The following is a 21428-nucleotide window of genomic DNA, read 5'->3' on the forward strand; positions in this document are numbered from 1 at the left end:
AATGTCACTTTCAAACATCGTTATAACCTCCAAAGATACACCGTTTAACGAAACAGAAAATGCATCAGAAAAACTAGAGGCAGCGCGCACATCAAGCCTCGTTCGCAATGTTCCTCAGTTAATTTTATTTGGTGGAAATTGGTGTCCTGATGCTCGGCTAATGTCAGCCACGCTAGAGCATGAAGACGTGCTAAACGTGATAGGAAACAAATTTGAAATCGTCCAAATTGACGTTGGAAAATACGAACGTAATCAAAGCCTGTATGCAGCACTTGGATTTGAAGAACTGGAAGGCCTACCAGCGATAATGGTTCTTTCTCCAAATGGTGAATTACTCAACAAAGCAGACGTGTTTGCTTGGCGCGATGCTCGCAATATTCCAACCGAACAATTTGTGTCTGCTATGTGCTCACTCGTAGATTAAAGTATCGACGTTTCCACCACCTGCAAGGCTGGTGCACCAAGGCGGTCATTCACCCTGAACCAGCCAGCAATAGAATATCTATCAGCATAAGCTGGAAGCACTTCATGCGGCACATCTTCAGAAAGAAACAAGACTAATGTTCCAGCTTCAGGCGGGATAACTGCCAAGGCAGCGGTATCTTCATTTTCACTATAGATAGCCAACTCACCGCCATGCGCCTCGACCCAATCGGAATTTAGGTAAAACACAGTCGATAGGACACGATTTTTAGCGCCTTTAAAAGCATCATAGTGGCGCGCATAAAATCCACCCTCTTCATAAACAGCATAATGCGCTTCATACGAAAAAAGCCCCAAAAATAAAGAGCTATTCAAGGCTTGTCGTACATTTTCCATGACTGAAAGATAGTCAGCCTGCACATCATCCTGCGAATTAAGCCAGTGAATTTTGTCTCTGCGAATGTCTGTATCAATTGTCAGGTCGGCAGCGCGACCAATTCCTGCTCGTTTCAATTTATCGGCAGCATGCAAACGGCAAGCTTGAACATAAAGCGCACGCGTCAATTCTGGAGGCACGACATCATAGGCTATCGCCCAGTTTTCATCGGCCAGTTGTGCTAGCCAATTCCAAGTCGGTAATACGAATTCTTGGGGAACTTCATTGTTTGGAGAGTATGGGTGCACAATTTTATGTCCAAATTGACGAGGCATTCCCCCTAGCACCAAAACCAAACAATAGCGAACATTCTCTTTGCAACTGTCACAAGATTTTCAAAAGTTTGTACATTGTCATTCAGCACTAAAGGCACCATGTTCAGCTTTGCTTTTAAGGAGGATTTACGATGCGAAATTTACTTATAACAATAACATCTACACTCACTTTTTTGACACCTTCGGCACTCGCAGAAGAAACCAAAGCGCCTGAAACCATCGTCCACACATCTGATCTTGGACATGGTATTTATGAATTGCGCACGGATAAAGCCGGAAACGTCGGTGTATCCATCGGTGAAGACGGTGTCTTCATGATCGACACCCAACTAGGCGAGCTTACCCCCCTCATTGATGCAGCCCAGCGCAAATTGTCAGGCAAAGATGTAGAACTCATCCTCAACACACATGTCCATTATGATCATATCGGTGGCAATGCCTATTTCGCCGACAAAGGAGCGCTCATTATGGCGCATCCCAATGTGCGCCCGGGAGCTGCAAACCCCGTCACATCTAAAATGACTGGAGGCACACCAGAAGCTTTACCCGATAGCGCACTGCCAACTATAAATGTGAACGCTGGTGACAGTGTGACAATGAATGGTGAAACAGCAAAATTTTATCACGCACCTAATGCACACACGAGCGGCGATATTTTTGTCTATTTTGAAGAAGCAAATATCCTTCACGCTGGCGACCTCCTCTTTGCCAACCGCTTTCCGTATATCGACCTAGATAATGGCGGCAGCGTTGATGGCTATATCGAAGGCATGCAAGCCATATTGGATGTTGCAAATGAGGATACAGTTATCATTGCAGGACATGGGCCCACATCCACTGTCAAAGAAGTCAAAGCAAGCATTCGCATGTTGGCTGACACGAAAAAATTGATTGCTGGATATGTCTCTCAAGACAAAGACCTAGCAACCATACAAGCTGCCAACCCACTCTCTGATTATCACGACGATTGGAATTGGGGATTCATCACCACTGAGCGCATGGTGTGGACACTTTATCGAGACCTAACTGGAAAAATTGAATAATCATCATCAAAAAGCAAAGTGCAGCCAATACATTATAGGCTGCACTTTATTGCTCTAAGCTCTCGCGGTGATCTTCCAGCAGGCAGCAGTAAATTGCGCCCGATCAGCTGAAATAAATTTCTCAAATGCCGCATTCACGACCGAAATGATCTTGTTGCGGACATTCTCATCAAGTTCTGGAAGCAAAGTCCCCAACACGCCCAACCGCGTGTTATATTGTTCAATTTGTTCAGCTGGAAATGAGCAAAGGAAATCGACTTTTTCTAGCTTTGCATCTTTCCATCCAGCCTCTTCTAAAACCGACATGACATAATCAGGGTCAGCAAACCCAAACTGCCCTGCTGTGTTTGGCTCTGGTTTTGGCATTGGCGGTAAGAATGGTGCTGCTGCACGCATGGCAGTTGTCATAAAATCATTCACTCCCGGGTGTCTCCACGCATACATATGCAATCTTGCTTCTTCATTTGCCGCTTTGTGTAAATTGGTAAAAGCAACCACCGGATCAGAGAAAAACATCACGCCAAAACGTGAAATAATTAGATCAAAAGCATTCGACGCAAATGTATATTCTTGAGCATCTGCACATACAAATTGAGCCAATGATTTCGTCTTTTTAGCTTGTAAATTCGCCGCCTCAATGAGTGGAGCCGAAATATCAAGTCCGGTTAGTTTCCCTTTTTCACCGAGTGCTCTTGAACATGTCAGAGTTGTTGTTCCAGCTCCACACCCAATATCCAAAACATTTGACGCACCGCTATCAATAGCAGCTTTGACCAAAGCTTGCTCAATGGGTTTAAACATCTCATCAAGTAAACTTTGAGATTCAACCCACGCATTTCCGGCTGCGCCATTCCAAAGCGTCTTCATATCTGACTGAATATTATGAGTCTTGTTCATAAGGTGTCGTCCTTGCCTTGTTTTAGTTTTACCATTCAACCAGCCTACAAGCTCATGTTAACTTGAGGTCAAGAGTATAAAAAATCTAATTATTTGACGATTGGCTTAGCAGACTGTTTTCAATTTTAATAATTTAACGACTTGCCGCGACCAAAAGACTTGATAAGCTCTATTTTTGAACAAACGTACAAAGAGACGTATGTCAAATGGGGAGTGAAATTTATGAGCACAACAGACACAAGCATTGTGACAAATACAGGAAACAATTTCGGTAGCTTTGGCTATCGCTCATTTGTCCTGTGGACACTGACTATCGTTTACACATTTAATTTTATCGACCGTATTCTCATCAGTGTGATGGGTGGTCCGATCATCGCAGAATTTGGACTGAGCAATTTTGAATTCGGTATTTTATCCGGCATCGGTTTTGCCCTTTTCTACACCATGCTCGGCATTCCGATTGCGAACTTTTCAGAGCGCCACAATCGCGTTCGTATTATCGGCATCTGTGTCATATTATGGTCTCTAGCGACAGTTTTGTGCGGCTTTGCAACTGGCTTTGTAACCTTACTCCTTGCTCGACTCCTTGTTGGTATCGGCGAAGCAGGCTGCACACCACCTGCAAACTCCCTCATCAGTGACTATTACAAACCTGTCGCTCGCCCCACAGCTTTGGGGATATATGCAATGGGCGTCACTGCCGGTGGTGTTCTGGCTCAACTCGGCGGTGGCTGGGTTATTCAAAATTTCACATGGCGCGAAGCATTCATCTATGTCGGTGCTCCCGGTATAATTATCGGAATACTAGTCTTACTGACAATAAAAGAACCGCCGCGTGGCTATTCAGATCCGCCGACTACCAAGTCGGCAAGTCAAACAAATTTTAAAGATGCTATCGTCGAAATCTTCAGCAAACCCACTTTCTGGATCATGGCTGTTGGCGCAACTTTAGCTGCTTTTGCAGGGTATGGACTTGTCGGTTTTACACCATTATTTATCCAATATGTTCACGGATATTCAGCTGGTGAAACTGCAATTATGTTTATGGCCCCCGTTGGATTAGCCGCCACTCTTGGTGCATTTCTGGGTGGTTATCTCACCCAAACCGCATCCAAAAAATCAGAAACCGCACCAACTTGGGTTTCCGGCATTGCGTTTCTTATTGCCGTACCATTCTACGCATTTTCCTTCTTCGCATCCGACCATAGATTAATGCTTGCTATGCTGATGCTGGGTAGTGTTTTACAGTATTTCTACATTGGTGCGCAGTATAATATAGCTCAAGCAGTTGTGAGTGTACGATCTCGTGCCACGGCCGTTGCTGTATTGTTATTTGTCGTCAACCTGATCGGCTATGGATTTGGTCCCCCGATTATAGGCCTGATGGCAGATATTTTCGCGTCCAATCAGCTCGCTTCGGGTGAGTTTGCAGGCACACTTTCATCATCCTGTAATTTTGCGGATGCTAGCTTAAGTGAAGCTGCCCAATCGGCATGTCGTGCTGCAAAAGGGTATGGCATTCAAATGGCCTGTGTTGCTGCCACGGCTCTGTTTGCATTGGCGGGTCTCTTCTTCCTCATATCTGGGCGAACATTTGTGCGCGACAGATATGTATCGGAGCCAGCAACATAGATCCAACCAGACAAAGGATGCGTATAAGCATTATACTTCCCCGGCCGCAAAGGATTTCTCAATGAAAAACCCCTCCCTCACATTGAGTCTTCCTTTGCTAATGGGGCTTGTAGCTTGTTCATCTCAAACCGATTATCGTAAAATTGATACTCCGCCGGCTACAGTCAGTGAAGTTGACCTCAACCGATATGCAGGCAGATGGTATGAAATAGCTCGCTATCCCAATAGTTTTCAGAAAAATTGCGAAGCTGTCACCGCTGAATACAGCTTACGTGCAGATGGCAATATCAATGTCACAAACACTTGCCACGCAGGTGAAGTGCGCTCTGCGACAGCCATAGCTCGCATTGTAGAAGATACGGGAAATGCCCAGTTAAAGGTAAAATTTGCGCCTAAATGGGTGCCTTTCGCTTGGGGCGATTACTGGATTTTGCACCTAGAAGAAGATTACTCAGCCGCACTTGTGGGTAGCCCCGATGGAAAATATCTCTGGATATTGTCTCGCACCCCTAAACTTGATGACAAAATCTACCAAAGCATCACAAAGCGCGCCAAAGAATTAGGTTATGCAACAACCCCGTTAAAAATGACTGAGCATCCTAACTAACATCCTTTTGGTTGAACAAAAATCTACGCAATCAAGTGTATTTAAAAGTTAAAAATGACACTGGCGCTCTTTCTAATATACAAATATAGAAAGCTGCATGTCAGCTTTTTTCACATTACTCTCCCTTAGCCTGAGTCTTTCGACCGACGCTTTTGCGGCATCTATCGCTGTTGGTGCCAAAGCACCGCGTCGCGGTATCACCCAAGCATTGAAATCCGGCCTGACTTTCGGCCTTGCAGAAGGATTGATGTGTCTTGTCGGGTTTGGATTAGGAACATATTTTTCAGGTATTATTGAGGCCTTTGACCACTGGGTTGCGTTGATACTGTTGTCCATCATCGGCGCGCGCATGATTCGAGAAGGCCTCAGTCATGATGATGATGAAGACGCAGCGCCCCGTGAACATTCTCTCTTAAGTGCAATCCTCACAGCCATCGGCACAAGCATAGATGCAGCAGCAGTCGGTATTGCGCTCGCTATGGCTGGCACAAGCATTTGGGTTTGTCTGCTTATAGGCTCAACAAGTTTTATCATTAGCTCATTTGGTTTTTTAATCGCGCCTCGGGTGGGCGAACGCTTAGGCCATCATACTGAAATTTTGGGCGGTCTTGTTCTTATTGCGATTGGTATTTCTATTTTTTACCAACACACAGCCTAAAGCCCAAAAAAAACGCCGCTCTATCACTCAAGCGGCGCTTTTATTCTGATCAATTTAGCTAAAATCTACAATGCGGCAATAATCGCATCACCCATTTGAGCCGTAGACATTGAACCGCCGAGGTCAGCTGTACGCGCACCATCTTCTAGTGCTTTACCCACAGCATTCCAAATACGATCAGCCGCATCAGCGCGATCAAGTGACCAACGCAGCGCCATTTCAGCAGACAGGATCGCTGCACAAGGGTTTGCAAGCCCTTTGCCTGCAATATCAGGTGCAGATCCGTGAACAGGTTCATACAAACCCGGAGTGCCCGGCTCACCCAATGCAGCAGACGGCAACATACCAATAGAACCAGTCAACTGGCTTGCTTCGTCCGACAGAATGTCACCAAAGAGATTATCCGCAAGAATCACATTTACATCTTTCGGCTTCTTTACAAGCTGCATAGCCATCGCATCCGCAAGAATGTGATCTAGTGGCTCATTTGCAAATTCTTCTTGGTGAAGCTTCGTAACTTCCTCGCGCCACAACACACCCGATTCCATCACATTGGATTTGTCCGTAGACGTCACACCTGGATAGGCACCGCCCTTGCCTTTACGGCCCTTGGCAATTTCAAATGCGACACGCGCCACACGACGAATTTCAGAACTCGTATAGCAAGCATTGTCATAGCCTTTGCGCTCGCCATTGCCTAAATCATCAATACCGCGAGGTTCTCCAAAATACACGCCCGATGTCAGCTCACGTACAATCATAATGTCGAGCCCTTCGACAAATTCACGTTTCAAGCTAGAAGCATCTGCAAGTGCTGGAAAACAAAATGCCGGACGCAAATTCGCATATACATCAAGTTCTTTACGTAGCTTCAAAAGCCCCATTTCAGGACGAAGATTACGTGCAACTTTTGCCCATTTGGGACCACCTACAGCCCCCATCAAAATAGCATCAGATTGGCGCGCTTGGTTTAATACTTCATCTGTAAGAGGCACGCCGTGCACATCATAGGATGCACCACCAAATAACCCTTCTGAGAATTTTAAATCTGGTGCCACAACATCAAGAACACGACGTGCCTGCTCTGTAACTTCGGGTCCAATTCCGTCACCTGGGAGAAGTAAAAATGTCTGTGTCATGGGGTCATGCTTTCGTAGTTTAAATCAGGGCTATTATGTCAATTATGGTCGCTTACTAGGCCGCGCAGCTTTACGCAATATTTCCGGGCAAAATCGTGGAGAGATATTAAAAACTCTCTTCGACTGCTTCATAAAGATTGGCGTTTCTATCTGCCACTCCTAAATCTGGCCAAGTGCTGCGCCATTCTGCCATATGCTTTATTGCAAAATGAGCCTGCAATGCCTCTCGGCTGTCCCATTTCTCTATAAAATGAACGAGGTTTTCATCCAACAAATCGAATGCGTAACTGTATAATATACAACCTGCTTCGGCTCGACTCTTCTCCACCATTGTTTGCATAGCGTTGCGGGCGGCTTCGCGATTTTCGATGGGCAAGCGAAACGTGCCGATAACAATGATTACCTTCTGACTCATGCTATCTCTGCCCACCTTATCTCTTTATGGGCGTTACATTTTCATAATAACGCACATCTCGTGCTTCCACGCCCAAAGCGTAAAGGTATTTTTTGAAAGCTATAGTATGTTCTGCTTGCTGGTGCTGCTGAAAGGCTGCCTCATCTACAAACCGTTCTCGAAGGTTGAGCACATCCCCATCGCAGACATCCTGAGAGAGGGAAAACTCAAGGCACCCCGCCTCTTCATTGCATGCTTTTACGAAATCTACGAAAATGGCTCGGGATGCTTCAAACATTCCAGCTTTTATGCGTAAACTTCCTTCAAGCAAAAGCATTGTTTAAGCTTTTTCCAACCAAGGCGTCAAAATCTTGCGCTTGTTTTCAAATGCTTCAATATCGCCGCCATGCGTCAAGGTTTCACCAATCTCATCCAACCCTTTTACAAGGTTTGTTTTACGGCCCTGATCAATATCAAAATCGATCTCAGTTCCATCTGGTGCAGTAATCTTCTGGTTGGGCAAATCAATCGTAAAAATATGATTTCCGCCGCCTGCTTGTGAAGCCAACTTATCGCAAATGTCCTGCGGCAAGGCGATAGGCAGAATACCATTCTTAAAACAGTTGTTGAAGAAAATGTCGGCGAAAGACGGTGCGATGACACACCGAATCCCCTGATCCAAAATCGCCCAAGGTGCGTGTTCACGTGAAGATCCACATCCGAAATTATCACCTGCAATCAAAACAGATGCAGTCTGATAGGCTGGCTTGTTCAACACAAAATCAGGATTAGCCGTTCCATCTTCATTTGTCTTCATTTCGTGAAACAAACCAACTTTCAGCCCTTCACGAGTCACAGTTTTCAAAAACTGTTTGGGAATGATCATATCTGTATCAACATTCGCCAGAAGCGCGTCACCCGTTTTAAGAGGAGCAGCAACACCGCGTAGAGTCGTAAATGGGGTCATAAATTGCCTCAGTCCGTCAAAATCAAATCTAATCGAGCAATCTGTTTCTATGATCTCTCGATAAACAAAGTGGGTGTATTGCACGTTCTATCAAGAACAGTGAAGACTTGAGTGCCTTTTTTTCGTCCCGGACGAATATCCGTAACATTAAAACCCGCTTTTTTTACACGTTTATGCGCCATATCTAGATTTTTGACATACCAGCTAAGGCCCCACAGCGAGTCATTCATTTGAGTTGAAGCACTCACTCCTAAGCGGCTAACGATTTCAATCGTGGAAGTTCCAACACGAAAAAATAAAAAACGAGACGCTAAATCTACACGCTCCGTATCCAATCTCAAATCACACCCTAACCTCGCTCCATACAAAGCTGCAGCTCTTTCAGGGTGAAGCGAGTTGATAACCACATGATCTAGTGACTGCACGCTATCATCCCCATAATGTTTTGACTTTATAGGCGTACTTTTTTCATTCTGGATCACAAACTGACGTACACCACCAGTTTGACTTGTATCCAATCGCAATCGTTTCCAAGATCGTGTCTTACCGGTCGCACTGTCTGTACTTTGGCCATGAGAAATGTCCGACGGGACTAATCCACGCTTGGAAAAACGTGTGTGCATCTCATCAATCTGCGCGCAGGAAAATGCTAAACTCACCAATCCACCACCACCAGCAGCGATCATTTTTTTAAGTTTGTCTCCAACTGGTCCGTCACCTTCCGGCCCCAGTAATTCAAGTCCAGTTTCACCAATCTGAAACCACACACTCGCAGTGCCATCATCAGGCGTCACAGCGGTCCAATCAGGCTCACGCCCAAGCAACATTTTGTAATTTGAAGTTGCAACGTCTAAATCGTTACAAATCAAAACGATATGATCTAATCCAGTAAGCATACGACCAGATATAGCATAAAACAAATACAGGTCAGCCTATCCTAACGGCTAATTGTAGCAATTTTGAAGAATATAAAATGCAATCGGGAAAGAGAGAAATCAGCCCCTTAAAACAGTAACGCCGCCCCTCGTAAACGAGGAACGGCGCACCGCGAAGTCCGAAACTGCCAGCTGGGTTGGGGGGACGCAAGCAAATCCGAACTAACCCTGATTCATCTAACGAAGCTCATCAGATATGTCTTGTTAGACTATGATATAAGTTGTAAAAATTTTTTTACAACATCTAGTAAAATTATAACAAATTTTATTAGATTTCAAAACTATACTGGCTCTAATATTCTCTCGATTTAGAACCAGCAAAAAACCGAGAAACCGTAAATATAGATTATTCTCAGGAAATCAACTAAAAATCTCAGATTATTTTTTACAAAATGAAAAATTGCAGTTGCATCCCCCCGAAAACCCCAATTTAAATCAACTCTACAAAACACCCTTCAAAGTGAAAAAATCGGCAGAATTCAGCATTGTAAATTCATACATAGACTAGCATTAACCATAAAAATCATCGACCATAATTGTAAATTTTATTCGCAAAAATAATTTCTGATTTTTTTAAAACCACCCAATAGAACCACTCTTTTAGTTTCTTGGGACAATTGTAATATCAGGCAATGCACAATCTCTTGTATCAAGTACGCAATTCTCTCTGTGCGATTTGAAATACTTCGAACTCCAACTATTTGCAGATACAAATTGAGATCTTTGCAAGGCTACCTCCCTCTCTTCACAATGCACCTACCCAGCCCCCAATATTCCACCAAATCAAGCTGACATTCACCTCCACTATAAACTAGATTTACTCTAGCCTAACGTGTGGCGACATTTTGGAGCTGCAATAATAAAAAGTCGCCGCGTTATTGTCGCGCTGGCTTGATGCCTACAAAATTCTCTGCACAAAATGCCCGAATTGCCTGATTATCTGTTTCCAAATCACCCGTTAAATCCCAGAGCTTCGTCAATAAAATTTCTTTGGTGCCACCATTTATGCCAATGACGAAGACCGGCACTTTAGCAGCATATGCAATTTTTAAATATCCTGGCTTGAACCCATCCACCTTAGAACGTGTTCCTTCAGGTGTAATCCCAAGCCAGACATTTTCATTCGCATCGAACCACTCCGACATTTGTTCGGATATATTGCGAGCATTCTTACGATCAATTGGAACGCCCCCCATCCATTTGAATAAATTCACAAAGGGAAAGAAAAAAGCTTCTTGTTTCATCATGAAAGACATTTTCAGCCCGATGGACTGCATTGATGCCATCGCCACGATAAAATCAAGATTTGACGTATGAGGCACGCCAATGACAACCACTTTTTTTTCATCAGGAAGCTGGCCGGTTATTTTCCACCCCAGAATCATTAGTACCAGACTCCCCAACCATCTTGTCACGCCATTCCCCATGCGAGGTGTGGATGGACTGACCGTTGGATTATTATAAGCAGCCATTTTTTGTACCATTTTTTGAGTGACTTATACGAATCTTATCAAAATTCCGCTGCGTCAAGATTGAGCCTTTAGAACAAACGCTCTAAAAGCATGCTGGTATTGTGTTTTTAAATTCTAATTGTACCCATTTCTACAGTTATACATCTAAGAAAACACCTCAAAAAAGCAGAGAGCCTTGGAATTATACATGCAAAACACGCCCTGAAATCATATCTTCAATGGCATTCAAATTTCAGATTTTATGATGTCGCATCATCCAATACTCAAATCATTTGAATCATACCCATCATATATGTAAGCGGCACGTAGATCGGACTAACAACAAATATAATAAAGGTCTAAAAATCGACACTATAGACCCTATATCTTGCTAGAGAAATGTTTAGAAGATTAAGTAGATTATAATATCGCGGAAGTATAAAATAATGCCCAACAGTAAAATCTCCCCAATACCCTTTCCGATGGATACATCCAATCTAACCAATTCACGAATTGGAGAAGCTGTTGACGTTATGAAAGCGCTATCCAATGAAACGCGACTAAAAATACTCTGCGCACTTTTAGATGGTGAAAAATCTGTCAATCAGCTTGCCGAATATACAAACCAACTTCTACCTTCAGTATCTCAGCATTTATCCAAAATGCGCGCAGCTGACCTTGTGGCGTCACGCCGCGAAGCACAAACAATATATTATCGTGCAACAGAAGGTATCGGTCATTCTGTTGTTGAAGCATTGTGTAAATTCTACAAAACTTAAAATCTGGACGTCTAACTAAAGATATACACTGAGTAATTGTTGACGTTGTTCGCAGCTCAATTCTACTTGTTTAGGTGTGAGCATCAACAATAGGCTTCCCAATTGCATAGACGAAAGTGCATCCAGTCCAACTCCTACACTTGGAGTTCCACCTGGAAACATAAGATCTACCGAAGGCAGAACACGTCGGCTCATATGAACTCGAATAACACTCAATCCAGTCTGCTCTGCTTTTTCACCCTGCATCCAAATGCCATCTTTTGCAGAACAGCACCGCAATACGCCTTCGAGTAAATGTTGAACGCCTAATTGGACCAATGCATTTGAACCAATATGCCGAAATCCAGCTTCTTCCCAGTCAACTTTCAAATTGACCTTACGCATCTCAGCCAATTGCTGAATACGTTCAAAGGATTGTTGAATTAGCAAATGCAAAGATCCACCCGATTGAGCAGACAAATCATCTTCAGTATATTTTTTTATTGCCTGAATAGTTTCTCTTAAATGATCCACAAACTCGCTAGATCCTGATTTCCCAGTCTCGCGCATCACCTCGCCCAATGTACTCAAACCTGATTCAAGATAAGCAAGTGGTGCTTGCAACGCTGCAAAATTTCTTTCAACTGCGGCTTTTTCCCAAAGCCTTTCACGTGAACCATTACGTCCACGCGCTTTGGAATTAAGCACTAATTGCCGAATAAGACCTTCAGAAAGATCCGCTTTATCAATCACGGCTTCCGCCCCAATTTCCAAAGCTTCTACACGAATCTCTTTTGTGCTGCTTTGTGAAATAAACACGATTGGCGCGGATGTAATTTGCTGAAGCAATTGAAAATCTTCATCCAACGAAATTGAATCTGGACGCCGCACATCAACAAGAAGAAGATCAACTGTATTTATTAAATTCGATGAGAGAAAATCATCCAGTCGCGCACTAACATGCAGAGTCACATCGGACACATCTGCAAACATCTTCTGGACGATTTGAGTGTAAATCGTATCGTCTTCAATCAGTTGAATTATCAACTAGAATCCCCCCGGCAATACGATCATACAAAACTCGTGACTTTACTCATGCTCTTCATCAGTTGAAATAAATACAACCTTTAAGAAAAACTATTCTACACTTAACTTAGAAGTAAGTATGATTCCCTAGAACAACCAGTGAAAAGTTGAAATTTGCCACATTTTGCACAAGATTTATTGCGCGTGTTGCGTAATTCTGACGGTTGAGGCACTACTTAAGCCAGACTTGTCGACAACTTCCAATAAGTAAAACCCCTCTTCTGTGGGCGTCCAAATTGAATCTCCGAACTGATTCGCCAAAATTTTCTGGCCCTGAGCATACCAAGTCAGCTCACCATCGCCGCGCGCAGATAGCGTAAAACCTCTATCTTTTTTGTCCTGCCATATCTCACTATTATCAGGTGGAAACAGGATTTCTGGAGGCTGTTTGTCTCTTTCAAAATTAGCCAATGTAAATGGATCTACGCCTGTCATTTCTTCACCGACATTCAATCCCCCATTGGTGCGTCGTAAAGTCAGAGTCGCGATATCAAATGCATCAAAAAGTATAGGTAAAGCGACTTTACGTCCTGTCGCTCCAGACCGTGGAGCCCCGTCAGCGCGTCCCACCCAGACCACAATTGCTAGTCCATTTGAAACACCCGCCGCCCACGCATCTCGAAATCCATAAGACGTGCCTGTCTTAAATGCTATTTGAGGCGCATCTCTTGTTAAAACCGTTGGCATACGACCATCCGGCATTGGTGCTGACTTTAAAATTTCTAAAACTTTTCGAGAGGCTTGTGAGGTTAAAAAACGCGTTTGACCTTCGCTTACAGCAGAAGCGCTTTCTCCTTCAATCCAATTTAAAGAGTGAGCAATCCCATCCCCGCCCAAAGCGGCATACAAAACTGCCAAATCCCGAGCTGTCAGCCCAACACCTCCAAGCGCCAAAGCCAAACCAGCATCACTATCGGCTCTATTAGGCAAACGCGGCGCAGCTCCTGCAAATGCAAGGCTTGCTGCAAACCGAGATGGACCTATCGCTTCTAGGGCATGCACAGCTGGGACATTTAGAGAATGCTGCAAAGCCTGCGCAATCGTCACATCGCCGCGAAACGTGCGATCGAAATTTTCTGGCTGATATGATTTAAATCGCTTGGGTAAATCAGAAATATGCGTTGATGGCGCGGCAAGCCCCTCATCAAAAGCCATTGCATAAATAAATGGCTTCAAAGTCGATCCAGGCGAGCGATATCTATTTGTAAGATCCAACCATCCACCCGCCCTATCTCTTCTAGCAGACCCGACAGATGCCAAAACATTGCGTGTGCGAATATCAACCACAATCGCAGACATTTGCGCGCGATCGTCCAGTTCTTCAACGACATCTCTTGCCATTGTTTCAAGGCGAGTTTGCAGTTGAAAATCCAAAAATGTGTATATATCCGCCTGCAAAGGCGGCGCGCGTCGACGCGCTTCTTCTGTGGCTTGCCATGCAAAGGCTGGAAAATCACGGCGTTTAGGCGCTGCCGTTTGCATAGCTTCTAGTGCACGATCTTCTGCAATAACATCCTTTTCCACCAATCGCTGCAAAACACGTGCACGCGCTTTAATTGCGGACTCCGGCCTTAAATCAGGTCGCCGCGCTTCAGGCGATTGCGGCAATGCAATCAAGAGCGCGATTTCATCAGGTGTCAGGCTATTGGGTTCGCGCCCCAGATATGCCCAGCTTGCAGAACGCAGCCCTTCAATATTGCCGCCATAGGGTGCCAGAGTAAGGTATAATTCCAGAATTTCACGTTTGGATAAACGCGATTCCAATTGCAGTGCCCTTATAGCTTGCTGAATCTTTGCGCCAAATGTGCGTTGTTTTGGTTCAAGCAAACGCGCCGTTTGCATAGTGATCGTCGATCCACCCGATACAATTTCACCAGCTTTCACAAGGTTCAAACTCGCGCGCAAAATCGCTCGAAAATCAACACCTATATGCTGATAGAAACGCTCATCTTCATAGGCAAGCAAAGCCTCAATAAAAGCAGGGTCGACTATATCTAGATCAGCCTTTAAACGCCAGCGACCATCTTCAAGTGGAAACGCCCGCAGAGGCTGTCCTCTATGATCGAGCACAACTTGAGAAATCTGGTTAGCCTTTGCCAATGGTGGTGGAAACGCTAAATCCAGAAACCCGATAAGAGAGATAGCGGCCAATGCAAAATAAAATGCCTTTGGCCACAATCTCACTTTTTTTATCCGCTGAAACCAGCTCAAGACTTACTCCGCTGAGATCTTCACACGCCCAGCTGATGTTCGTCCAAATACATCAGCACGGTACATGTCTTCAGCCACGGCGCCCGGCAATGCATAATCTCCCGGCGTGACGGCCCGAATGACATAAGCAAGCATCGCCTGCTCTCCATCCCGCACTGTTAAAGAGGCAAGAAAACGATCATCACGTGCTTCAGCCACATCGGGATAACTCAAATCACCCACAAAGCTATATGGTCCAGATGTATTGGGGGTAAGCACAGCTTGAATTTCCCATCCTGCCGGCAATAGGTCAGCAATGATAAGTGGATGTGAGTTCTTATCCTGCGGGCGAACACTTAATGCGATGATAGCTTGATCACCGCGTTTCATGTCCCCCAATTGGGCATTGCGTCCATTCATCTGGAAGATAGATTTTGAAACACTCAATCCACCACGCACAGCCGGAGGCGCTTTTACAGGCGCACCACGTGCGACACTTGTCAGCCATAACGGACCCTCACCTTCATTTGTAAAGGTAGGCAGCACATCAATTTCACTATCGCTGGTATCAAAAGAAGCTTCATCTGCGTAATAGGAGCGCCTTTCAGCAATCTGCACGACTTTGCCTGCACCTGTCAGCTCAACGCTGCTAGCTCCATTAGATAGGCTATTTGCAGCCATCAACAAGAAAGCTTTTTCTTGAGTTGTTAAACGGTCTGGATCAGGCAATTTATCCACCACCTGCTCGGTCAGGTCTGCAACAAGTGGTGCATCCCCAATTTCTCCCGCCAAAGCGAGAACGCCGGCTCTATCGCGGCGCGGTGTCTGATAATAATCGCCAGTATTGTCATAACCCAAAGCCTCAGTTGCTGCGTCAAACGCAGAGACTGATCTTGCATTATCACCCATAAAGTGAAGCGCCGCTCCAATTTGAGCTTTGGCTAAAGGACTATCAATTTTGCCAAGCATTTCATCATGCAAATAACGCAGACGAGATGCCTCGATTTTACCGCCGCGCGCCAAGACATATGCCGCATAAGCTGCTGCGCGATTACTTAGACGCTCTTGCGTATCATTGTGCCAGCGCGATGTATAAACATCATAGTTATACCCTGATCCCCATTGGTTTTGTTGAGCAGCCACTTTCGCCAATGATGCATAGGCTTTTTCCAACGCCGCATCAGGCACCAAATATCCAGCCGCTTTTGCACGCGCAATAAAGTCTACAGCATATGCCCCCACCCAAGGCGATGCATTTCTGTCTCCCATGCGCCAAAGTCCAATTGAACCATCAGAGCTTTGACGGTTTAGAAGAGTCGACACTGCTTCTTGCACTTTGGAGCTGATCTGCGCATCCGCTTCTAATCCCGCAATGCCTGCCAGATTTTCAGCGTATAATAATGGCAATGCACGACTAACTGTTTGCTCTGTGCATCCATATGGATACTCACTCAGGCTTTTATAAAGTGCAGATGCATCCATAGGAATAGCTGATGCCGACACCATTAAACTTGAAGAGCCTGCCACAAAACCATTCAGTGCATTGGCCGACGCTGTCCAGCTTTCACCTGGCTGAAGCACAATTTTTTCAATTCGGCTTAATGGCAAGTATGGCGATCTAACCTCTATGCCATATTCACGTTCGATCTGAAAATTATTCGGGCCAGTCAATGTCATATTGATATTAGACACACCCTGACTTGAAGCAGAAATAGATGCTGCAATATCAGCACGCTGACCTTGTTTCAGCATAGCTGTGACATTGCCATCTCCAATTTCAACACCTTTTCCAGCAGCAAGCGCTGCATCGTAATTTCCAGGTGTCGCAGCCACATTATCCATTGTCACAGTGGCAATCGCCGTATCACCAGGCGCAAGGAAACGCGGCAAGATAACCTCAGCAGGCACATCATCACGCACAGTTAGCGGCTCATCCACAGCCCCCATACCCGTGTCAGACCACACCACCGCCATCAATCGCAATTCACCATTGAAGTCTGGAAGGTCCAGTTCAATTTCGGCTTTGCCATCGCGTCCCATTGCAACAATACCAGAAAACAGTGCCACTGATTTTGTTGGAACAACGGTCAGCCCAGCACCGCCAATCTGATCACCACCCGAACGCGGCTCTGCAGCTGCGCCTTGGTTAGGATCAAGCAAGCGCCCATAATCATCTTTCAGCATCACACCCAGACGACGTTTTGCAAAGAAATGTTCGCTCGGATTAGGTGACTCAAATTTTGTGAGTTGAAGAATACCCTCATCAACCGCAGCTAATGTCGCAAACACTTTCTCGCCGCGCGGACCACCGGTTGCTTCAAGCTCAATTGTCACTTTTTGGCGTGGTTCAACCACATCCGCAACTTTCATATCTAATTCAAAAGTGCGGTTTTTCACATCTACTGGCGCATAAGAAACCCCCACAGCGCGACGCGGTCTGGGGCGCGCAACTGGATCGCGCGGTGTAAACACACTCACCATCACATAAGCACCAGCCCCCCATTTTTCTGTGACATTGAAATCAACTTTCAAGCCTTTTTCAGGCACAGTCAGCGTGCGCGTTTCAATAATATTATCATTAGCCACTACAATTTCTGCTTCACCCGCATAAGGTGGCAAGATTGTATAACTCGCCTTTTTACCTATTTCGACAGGGTCTTTGGGCGCAGAAATACGCACGCGATCTGGCGCTTCAACACCTTCTTGCGGGCCGCCGCCCCAACCTGCCCAAAAGCCATAACTTGCAGTCGCGCCAGTCGCTTCTTCGGTAAGCACTAATTCATAATCACCCCAGTCCAAAGACCGTGTCACTAATACTGCTGCTTCTGTTGCAGATAATTCAAGGTCGCCTTCTTGGATCGGAACCACATTACGCGTGCGACGCCATTTCCAAGCGCCACCACCAGTGCGATACCAATCATAATCCCAATCAATGCGCACAAGGCTCCAATTCACATTTCCAGCGATTTGGGTTCCATCAGATTGAAGTGCCACCACTTTTAAACGCGCGGCTTCATCTTGTGCTGCACTGCCATCAAATTCAGGCAACACCCCAACATAAACTTCATTGGGTCGGTATGGCATACGGATATCATCGCGAACCGCTCTACCACCCGGCTCCATCGCGCTGACCACAGTTCTTAAACGTAATGGCTTCGAACTTTTAATGCTTTGCTGTGCAACATCTAAACGCAAAACAGCTTGCCCTGCTCCATCCGCTGTTGCGTCTTTAAGGTCAAATTCTCGCTGACGAAATTGCTCGTCATGGTTTCCAAACGCATAATTGGCAAAGTCGGCAAACGGTTTTGGATCAACTTCTACCCGCGTACGGCCTTCAACAGTTAGACCAGCACCCGGTGCACCATAGAGAAAACGCACATCCGCATTTATCGAACGCGTTTCATCTTTAGCAACAACAGTCTGGCTCTCAGAAGATACTTTCAATTCAATCCGTTGAGGCACGAAATCTTCCACAGATATGCGTGTGCTTCCCACCACACCTTGGCCATCAAGATCTAGATCAATACGCCACATGCCACGCGCAGCAGCCTTAGGCAGCACATATGAACGCGACATACCTCCAGCCTCTAGCCCGCCTTCAAAACGCCAATTGGCAGCTTCCACGCCATTAGGCGCGTAAAGACGCATAACACCATCTGCTGAAGAAACGGACTGTACCGACAAATCACGCACCAAGGCACTAATCCATACTGTCTCACCGGGACGGTAAATTCCGCGCTCGGTATAAAGATAGGCATCTGTCATATCAGGAGCGGATCGACCACCTACCGGATATTTAGAAAGATCAACAGCTGGACGCTCTAAATCAAGAACAGCAAAATCACCATTTTGATCATACGCCATCACCATACGCGGCCGTTGCGGGCCGTCGCCACGCAGCAATGGTGCCGAAAATTGAACACGTCCTAACAAATCTGTTTTAGCAGATTTTAGAATTTCATTGCTTCGCGCCACCAGATCAAGTCTTACATCGCGCGCTATTTTAGCCGTATCAATCGAACGGGCTGTCACCTGAAGTCCATTATCGCCCTGATAGGCGGTTAGTGCCAGATCAGTCACAATCAACCATCTTGCAGCTCGCGCTGGCTGATCCACTTCAAGCGATCCTGCAGGCACCTCTTCAACGCTCACATAATAAGCACCCGGCTGAAGCTTTTGCACAGCGCTCGCCAATGAAAAGACAGTCGTCGCAGCTATATTGCCTGAATTCTCGACATCTATCTCACCTGTCCACAGTTTTTCTGATACATCAGCTGGGTCTTCATCGCCCCCCTGCCAAGTGTATTCACCGCGACCGGCAGTAAAACCATTTGTAATGCTTTTAAATACAAGAGCACGGTCCGTTACCCTAGAAACGCTAACTTTTAATGTGTCTACATTGACCGTTTCAATCGCCAAACCATCCGCGTCAACGCGGGGAAGAATAACTCCATCCCCTTTAAATCCAACATAGCTAGGACGGTCGCCAAAATCGATCGTGATTTTCTGATCACGCTCTAATTTACGTGCGCGTCCCGATCCAGGCAAACCAGCTTTGAGCACAAGATCAGTGGCTGCAGCAAAACCAAGCCCACCAATACATAATTTCGATCCTTGAACATCCAGCGCAAGAGAGACATCTTCAGGCGGTTCTATATATGCAGAATAATCAGTCTTTGAACTTAGTGAATGCGAAAACTCAAGACATGCAATGGGAGCATCACCCTGCGTATTTGCGGCGTATCTAACAAATTCAAAATTCTTGGATTTTTCTTCTTCAGCTCGACGCGCTTTTTCTGCACGGACCTCGATTTCAGGTCCTTCGACGGTGTCGCGAATATCACTTAAATTCTGCAAGGGCTGCGTATTGGGGTCTCCACACGCTGCCACCAGACACATAATTGCCGATGCCAACCCAATTCGCAAACCGTTCAAAGTCTGAATACGCATAATTCTCTCCATCCACCCACTAAGTGACCTTAATGCGTGTCGAATAATTTAGCTACAAGCGCAAATAGAAAACATTGCTATAACAAAATTACTTCATTGAGATAGTCACAACCCAAGTAAACGCTTCAAACGGCGCCGTTTTCAAGGAGAAGTCAGACTGATTTGAAGGTATTATTTAGATATCGTCATTTTTTGAGGACCACCGGGCATGATCGGGCGATTTGCATATGCTCCCATACTCACCATTCGGTCATACATAACTAACGCCCCAGCAAGTGAGACATTAATACAGAACTTCGTGGGAATTTTCACAATGTGATGACATTTCGCCATCATTTCTGGGCTTAGATTACCCAATTCACGTCCCAATACATAAGCTGCAGCTCTTGGGTGCTTGAATTCGGGCAATTCAACAGCATCATCAGTTAATTCAATACCGACAAGCTGACAGCCGCGCGGCAAGGCCATATCTTCAATGCTGTCCCAGTTATAATAGGGCATATTCTCATACGCTTTAGACGTATCAGATGCATACATGTCAGTTACTTTTACATCTGCATCGACTGAATAGAAAAAACTGGCCCCAAATGCATGGGCGGTTCGCATAAGCGCGCCCATATTCATAGGCTTGGAAATACCCTCAGCGCCAATCCCGAAAAAACCCTTCATTAAACCGTCGCCACAGTCATTGTGCCATTTGCATGAATAGAGCCGCGTGCCATTGAAGCAGAAGAAAATGGCATCGCAATCCGCCCCAATCGATCAATGCTGATCAGGCCACCATGCCCACCAAGGAAGACAACACTGTCAATAACTGCGCTGGCTGCAACGTCTAAACTCGTGCGTTTGTAATGAATACGTGCAGACACATCAGCAGCGGCATTTGCCCGCATAAAGTATTCGCCCATCCCCGTACAAGAAACTGCAACGCGCTCGTCTGCCCAAGTCCCAGAACCAATGATCGGACAATCACCTACACGACCTGGCAGCTTATCAGGCGCACCACCTGTTGATGTCGCTGATGCTAATTGACCTTCTGAATCTAAAGCAACAGCTCCAACCGTCCCTGTCATTTTACGGTCATCCATTTCGAAAAGATCGTATTTAACGGGCGTGTAGTATTCTTTGGGGTGTTTTACTTTTTTACATTTGTGCTCTTCAGCAAATTGGCTAGCTCCCTCACCAACCAACATAACGTGCGGAGTTTTGCGCATCACAAGAGCCGCCACATTCACAGGATGTTTAAACCCCTTTAAGCCTGCAACAGAGCCTGCCATTCGCGTTTCACCATCCATAATGGCCGCGTCGAGTTCAAATTCACCGTTTTTGTTAGGCGCAGCACCTTTACCAGCAAGATATAATCCGCATGACTCTAATTCACCAACCATAGCTTTAACGGTAGCAACAGCAGATGCCCCGTCTTTCAGCATTTTGCCGCCCTCCTTTAGAAGGTCGGCCATAAAGGCTTCTGTATGCTTGTCATGTTTGGATGCACCCGTGCCCGCGCCCCCATGAAGCGCCAAGGCCCAAATCTCTTTGGAGCTAGTATTTAACTTGTCACTCTTACTCATAAGACACCTTTAGACA

The 21428-nt window shown here is 45.5% G+C and carries 19 protein-coding genes; 6 read left to right on the forward strand and 13 right to left on the reverse strand.

The window, feature by feature from the left end:
* The first annotated feature begins 1 nt into the window (after position 1).
* Positions 2-424 carry a thioredoxin family protein gene (locus tag AC5EF3_RS02635; RefSeq protein ID WP_493546921.1) on the forward strand — a complete coding sequence of 141 codons (423 nt, stop codon included), beginning with the start codon at positions 2-4 and terminating at the stop codon, positions 422-424.
* Here the strand turns inward: AC5EF3_RS02635 and AC5EF3_RS02640 are convergent.
* Positions 421-1134 (reverse strand): 2OG-Fe(II) oxygenase, encoded by a 714-nt coding sequence (locus tag AC5EF3_RS02640; protein ID WP_493546922.1) that lies wholly within the window; start codon positions 1132-1134, stop codon positions 421-423. The two genes, AC5EF3_RS02635 and AC5EF3_RS02640, sit on opposite strands and share 4 nt — an antisense overlap.
* Before the next feature lie 131 nt (positions 1135-1265).
* Between AC5EF3_RS02640 and AC5EF3_RS02645 the strand changes: the two genes are divergently transcribed.
* Positions 1266-2177 carry an MBL fold metallo-hydrolase gene (locus tag AC5EF3_RS02645; RefSeq protein WP_493546923.1) on the forward strand — a complete coding sequence of 304 codons (912 nt, stop codon included), beginning with the start codon at positions 1266-1268 and terminating at the stop codon, positions 2175-2177.
* Positions 2178-2231: 54 nt separating this feature from the next.
* On the opposite strand, the gene AC5EF3_RS02650 is transcribed toward AC5EF3_RS02645, so the two are convergent.
* The gene (locus AC5EF3_RS02650; protein WP_493546924.1) at positions 2232-3074 is read right to left on the reverse strand and encodes a class I SAM-dependent methyltransferase; all 843 of its coding nucleotides are present in this window, start codon (positions 3072-3074) and stop codon (positions 2232-2234) included.
* Positions 3075-3296: 222 nt separating this feature from the next.
* Here AC5EF3_RS02650 and AC5EF3_RS02655 point away from each other — a divergent pair, with 222 nt between their 5' ends.
* The 3 genes from AC5EF3_RS02655 to AC5EF3_RS02665 all read left to right on the forward strand — a co-directional run bounded on the left by AC5EF3_RS02655 (position 3297) and on the right by AC5EF3_RS02665 (position 5971).
* Positions 3297-4706, forward strand: coding sequence for a spinster family MFS transporter (locus tag AC5EF3_RS02655; protein ID WP_493546925.1), 1410 nt, complete (start codon positions 3297-3299; stop codon positions 4704-4706).
* Positions 4707-4767: 61 nt separating this feature from the next.
* A complete protein-coding gene (locus tag AC5EF3_RS02660) occupies positions 4768-5313 on the forward strand; it encodes a lipocalin family protein (RefSeq protein ID WP_493546926.1) in 546 nt (181 codons plus the stop codon).
* A gap of 97 nt (positions 5314-5410) precedes the next feature.
* Positions 5411-5971, forward strand: a complete 561-nt coding sequence (locus AC5EF3_RS02665) for a manganese efflux pump MntP (RefSeq protein ID WP_493546927.1) — start codon at positions 5411-5413, stop codon at positions 5969-5971.
* A 65-nt stretch (positions 5972-6036) separates the two neighbouring features.
* Here AC5EF3_RS02665 and leuB read toward each other — a convergent pair whose 3' ends face one another.
* The 6 genes from leuB to AC5EF3_RS02695 all read right to left on the reverse strand — a co-directional run bounded on the left by leuB (position 6037) and on the right by AC5EF3_RS02695 (position 10878).
* Complete coding sequence (gene leuB, locus AC5EF3_RS02670; RefSeq protein ID WP_015828132.1) at positions 6037-7110, reverse strand: 3-isopropylmalate dehydrogenase; 1074 nt, start codon at positions 7108-7110, stop codon at positions 6037-6039.
* Between the two features lie 106 nt (positions 7111-7216).
* Positions 7217-7525: a putative quinol monooxygenase gene (locus tag AC5EF3_RS02675; RefSeq protein WP_493546928.1), complete on the reverse strand. Its 309-nt coding sequence runs from the start codon at positions 7523-7525 to the stop codon at positions 7217-7219.
* Between the two features lie 16 nt (positions 7526-7541).
* The gene (locus AC5EF3_RS02680) at positions 7542-7841 is read right to left on the reverse strand and encodes a putative quinol monooxygenase (RefSeq protein WP_493546929.1); all 300 of its coding nucleotides are present in this window, start codon (positions 7839-7841) and stop codon (positions 7542-7544) included.
* Positions 7842-7844: 3 nt separating this feature from the next.
* Positions 7845-8471 carry a 3-isopropylmalate dehydratase small subunit gene (gene leuD, locus AC5EF3_RS02685; protein ID WP_493546930.1) on the reverse strand — a complete coding sequence of 209 codons (627 nt, stop codon included), beginning with the start codon at positions 8469-8471 and terminating at the stop codon, positions 7845-7847.
* Between the two features lie 47 nt (positions 8472-8518).
* Entirely contained in the window at positions 8519-9391 is an 873-nt protein-coding gene (locus AC5EF3_RS02690) for a VOC family protein (protein ID WP_493546931.1), read from the reverse strand.
* An 890-nt stretch (positions 9392-10281) separates the two neighbouring features.
* The gene (locus tag AC5EF3_RS02695; RefSeq protein WP_493546932.1) at positions 10282-10878 is read right to left on the reverse strand and encodes a 1-acyl-sn-glycerol-3-phosphate acyltransferase; all 597 of its coding nucleotides are present in this window, start codon (positions 10876-10878) and stop codon (positions 10282-10284) included.
* A 425-nt stretch (positions 10879-11303) separates the two neighbouring features.
* Between AC5EF3_RS02695 and AC5EF3_RS02700 the strand changes: the two genes are divergently transcribed.
* Complete coding sequence (locus AC5EF3_RS02700) at positions 11304-11636, forward strand: ArsR/SmtB family transcription factor (RefSeq protein WP_493546933.1); 333 nt, start codon at positions 11304-11306, stop codon at positions 11634-11636.
* 15 nt (positions 11637-11651) lie between these two features.
* Here the strand turns inward: AC5EF3_RS02700 and AC5EF3_RS02705 are convergent, their stop codons facing one another.
* From AC5EF3_RS02705 to AC5EF3_RS02725, 5 genes are all read right to left on the reverse strand, one after another.
* Entirely contained in the window at positions 11652-12662 is a 1011-nt protein-coding gene (locus tag AC5EF3_RS02705; protein ID WP_493546934.1) for a response regulator, read from the reverse strand.
* 174 nt (positions 12663-12836) lie between these two features.
* Positions 12837-14885 (reverse strand): penicillin-binding protein 1C, encoded by a 2049-nt coding sequence (gene pbpC / locus AC5EF3_RS02710; protein WP_493546935.1) that lies wholly within the window; start codon positions 14883-14885, stop codon positions 12837-12839.
* 30 nt (positions 14886-14915) lie between these two features.
* Complete coding sequence (locus AC5EF3_RS02715; protein ID WP_493546936.1) at positions 14916-19841, reverse strand: alpha-2-macroglobulin family protein; 4926 nt, start codon at positions 19839-19841, stop codon at positions 14916-14918.
* Positions 19842-20012: 171 nt separating this feature from the next.
* Positions 20013-20510, reverse strand: a complete 498-nt coding sequence (locus tag AC5EF3_RS02720; protein ID WP_493546937.1) for an RNA methyltransferase — start codon at positions 20508-20510, stop codon at positions 20013-20015.
* Positions 20510-21412 carry an isoaspartyl peptidase/L-asparaginase family protein gene (locus AC5EF3_RS02725; RefSeq protein ID WP_493546938.1) on the reverse strand — a complete coding sequence of 301 codons (903 nt, stop codon included), beginning with the start codon at positions 21410-21412 and terminating at the stop codon, positions 20510-20512. Before AC5EF3_RS02725 ends, AC5EF3_RS02720 begins: the two co-directional genes overlap by 1 nt.
* Positions 21413-21428: the final 16 nt, after the last annotated feature.

Source organism: Hirschia sp. (assembly GCF_058892565.1).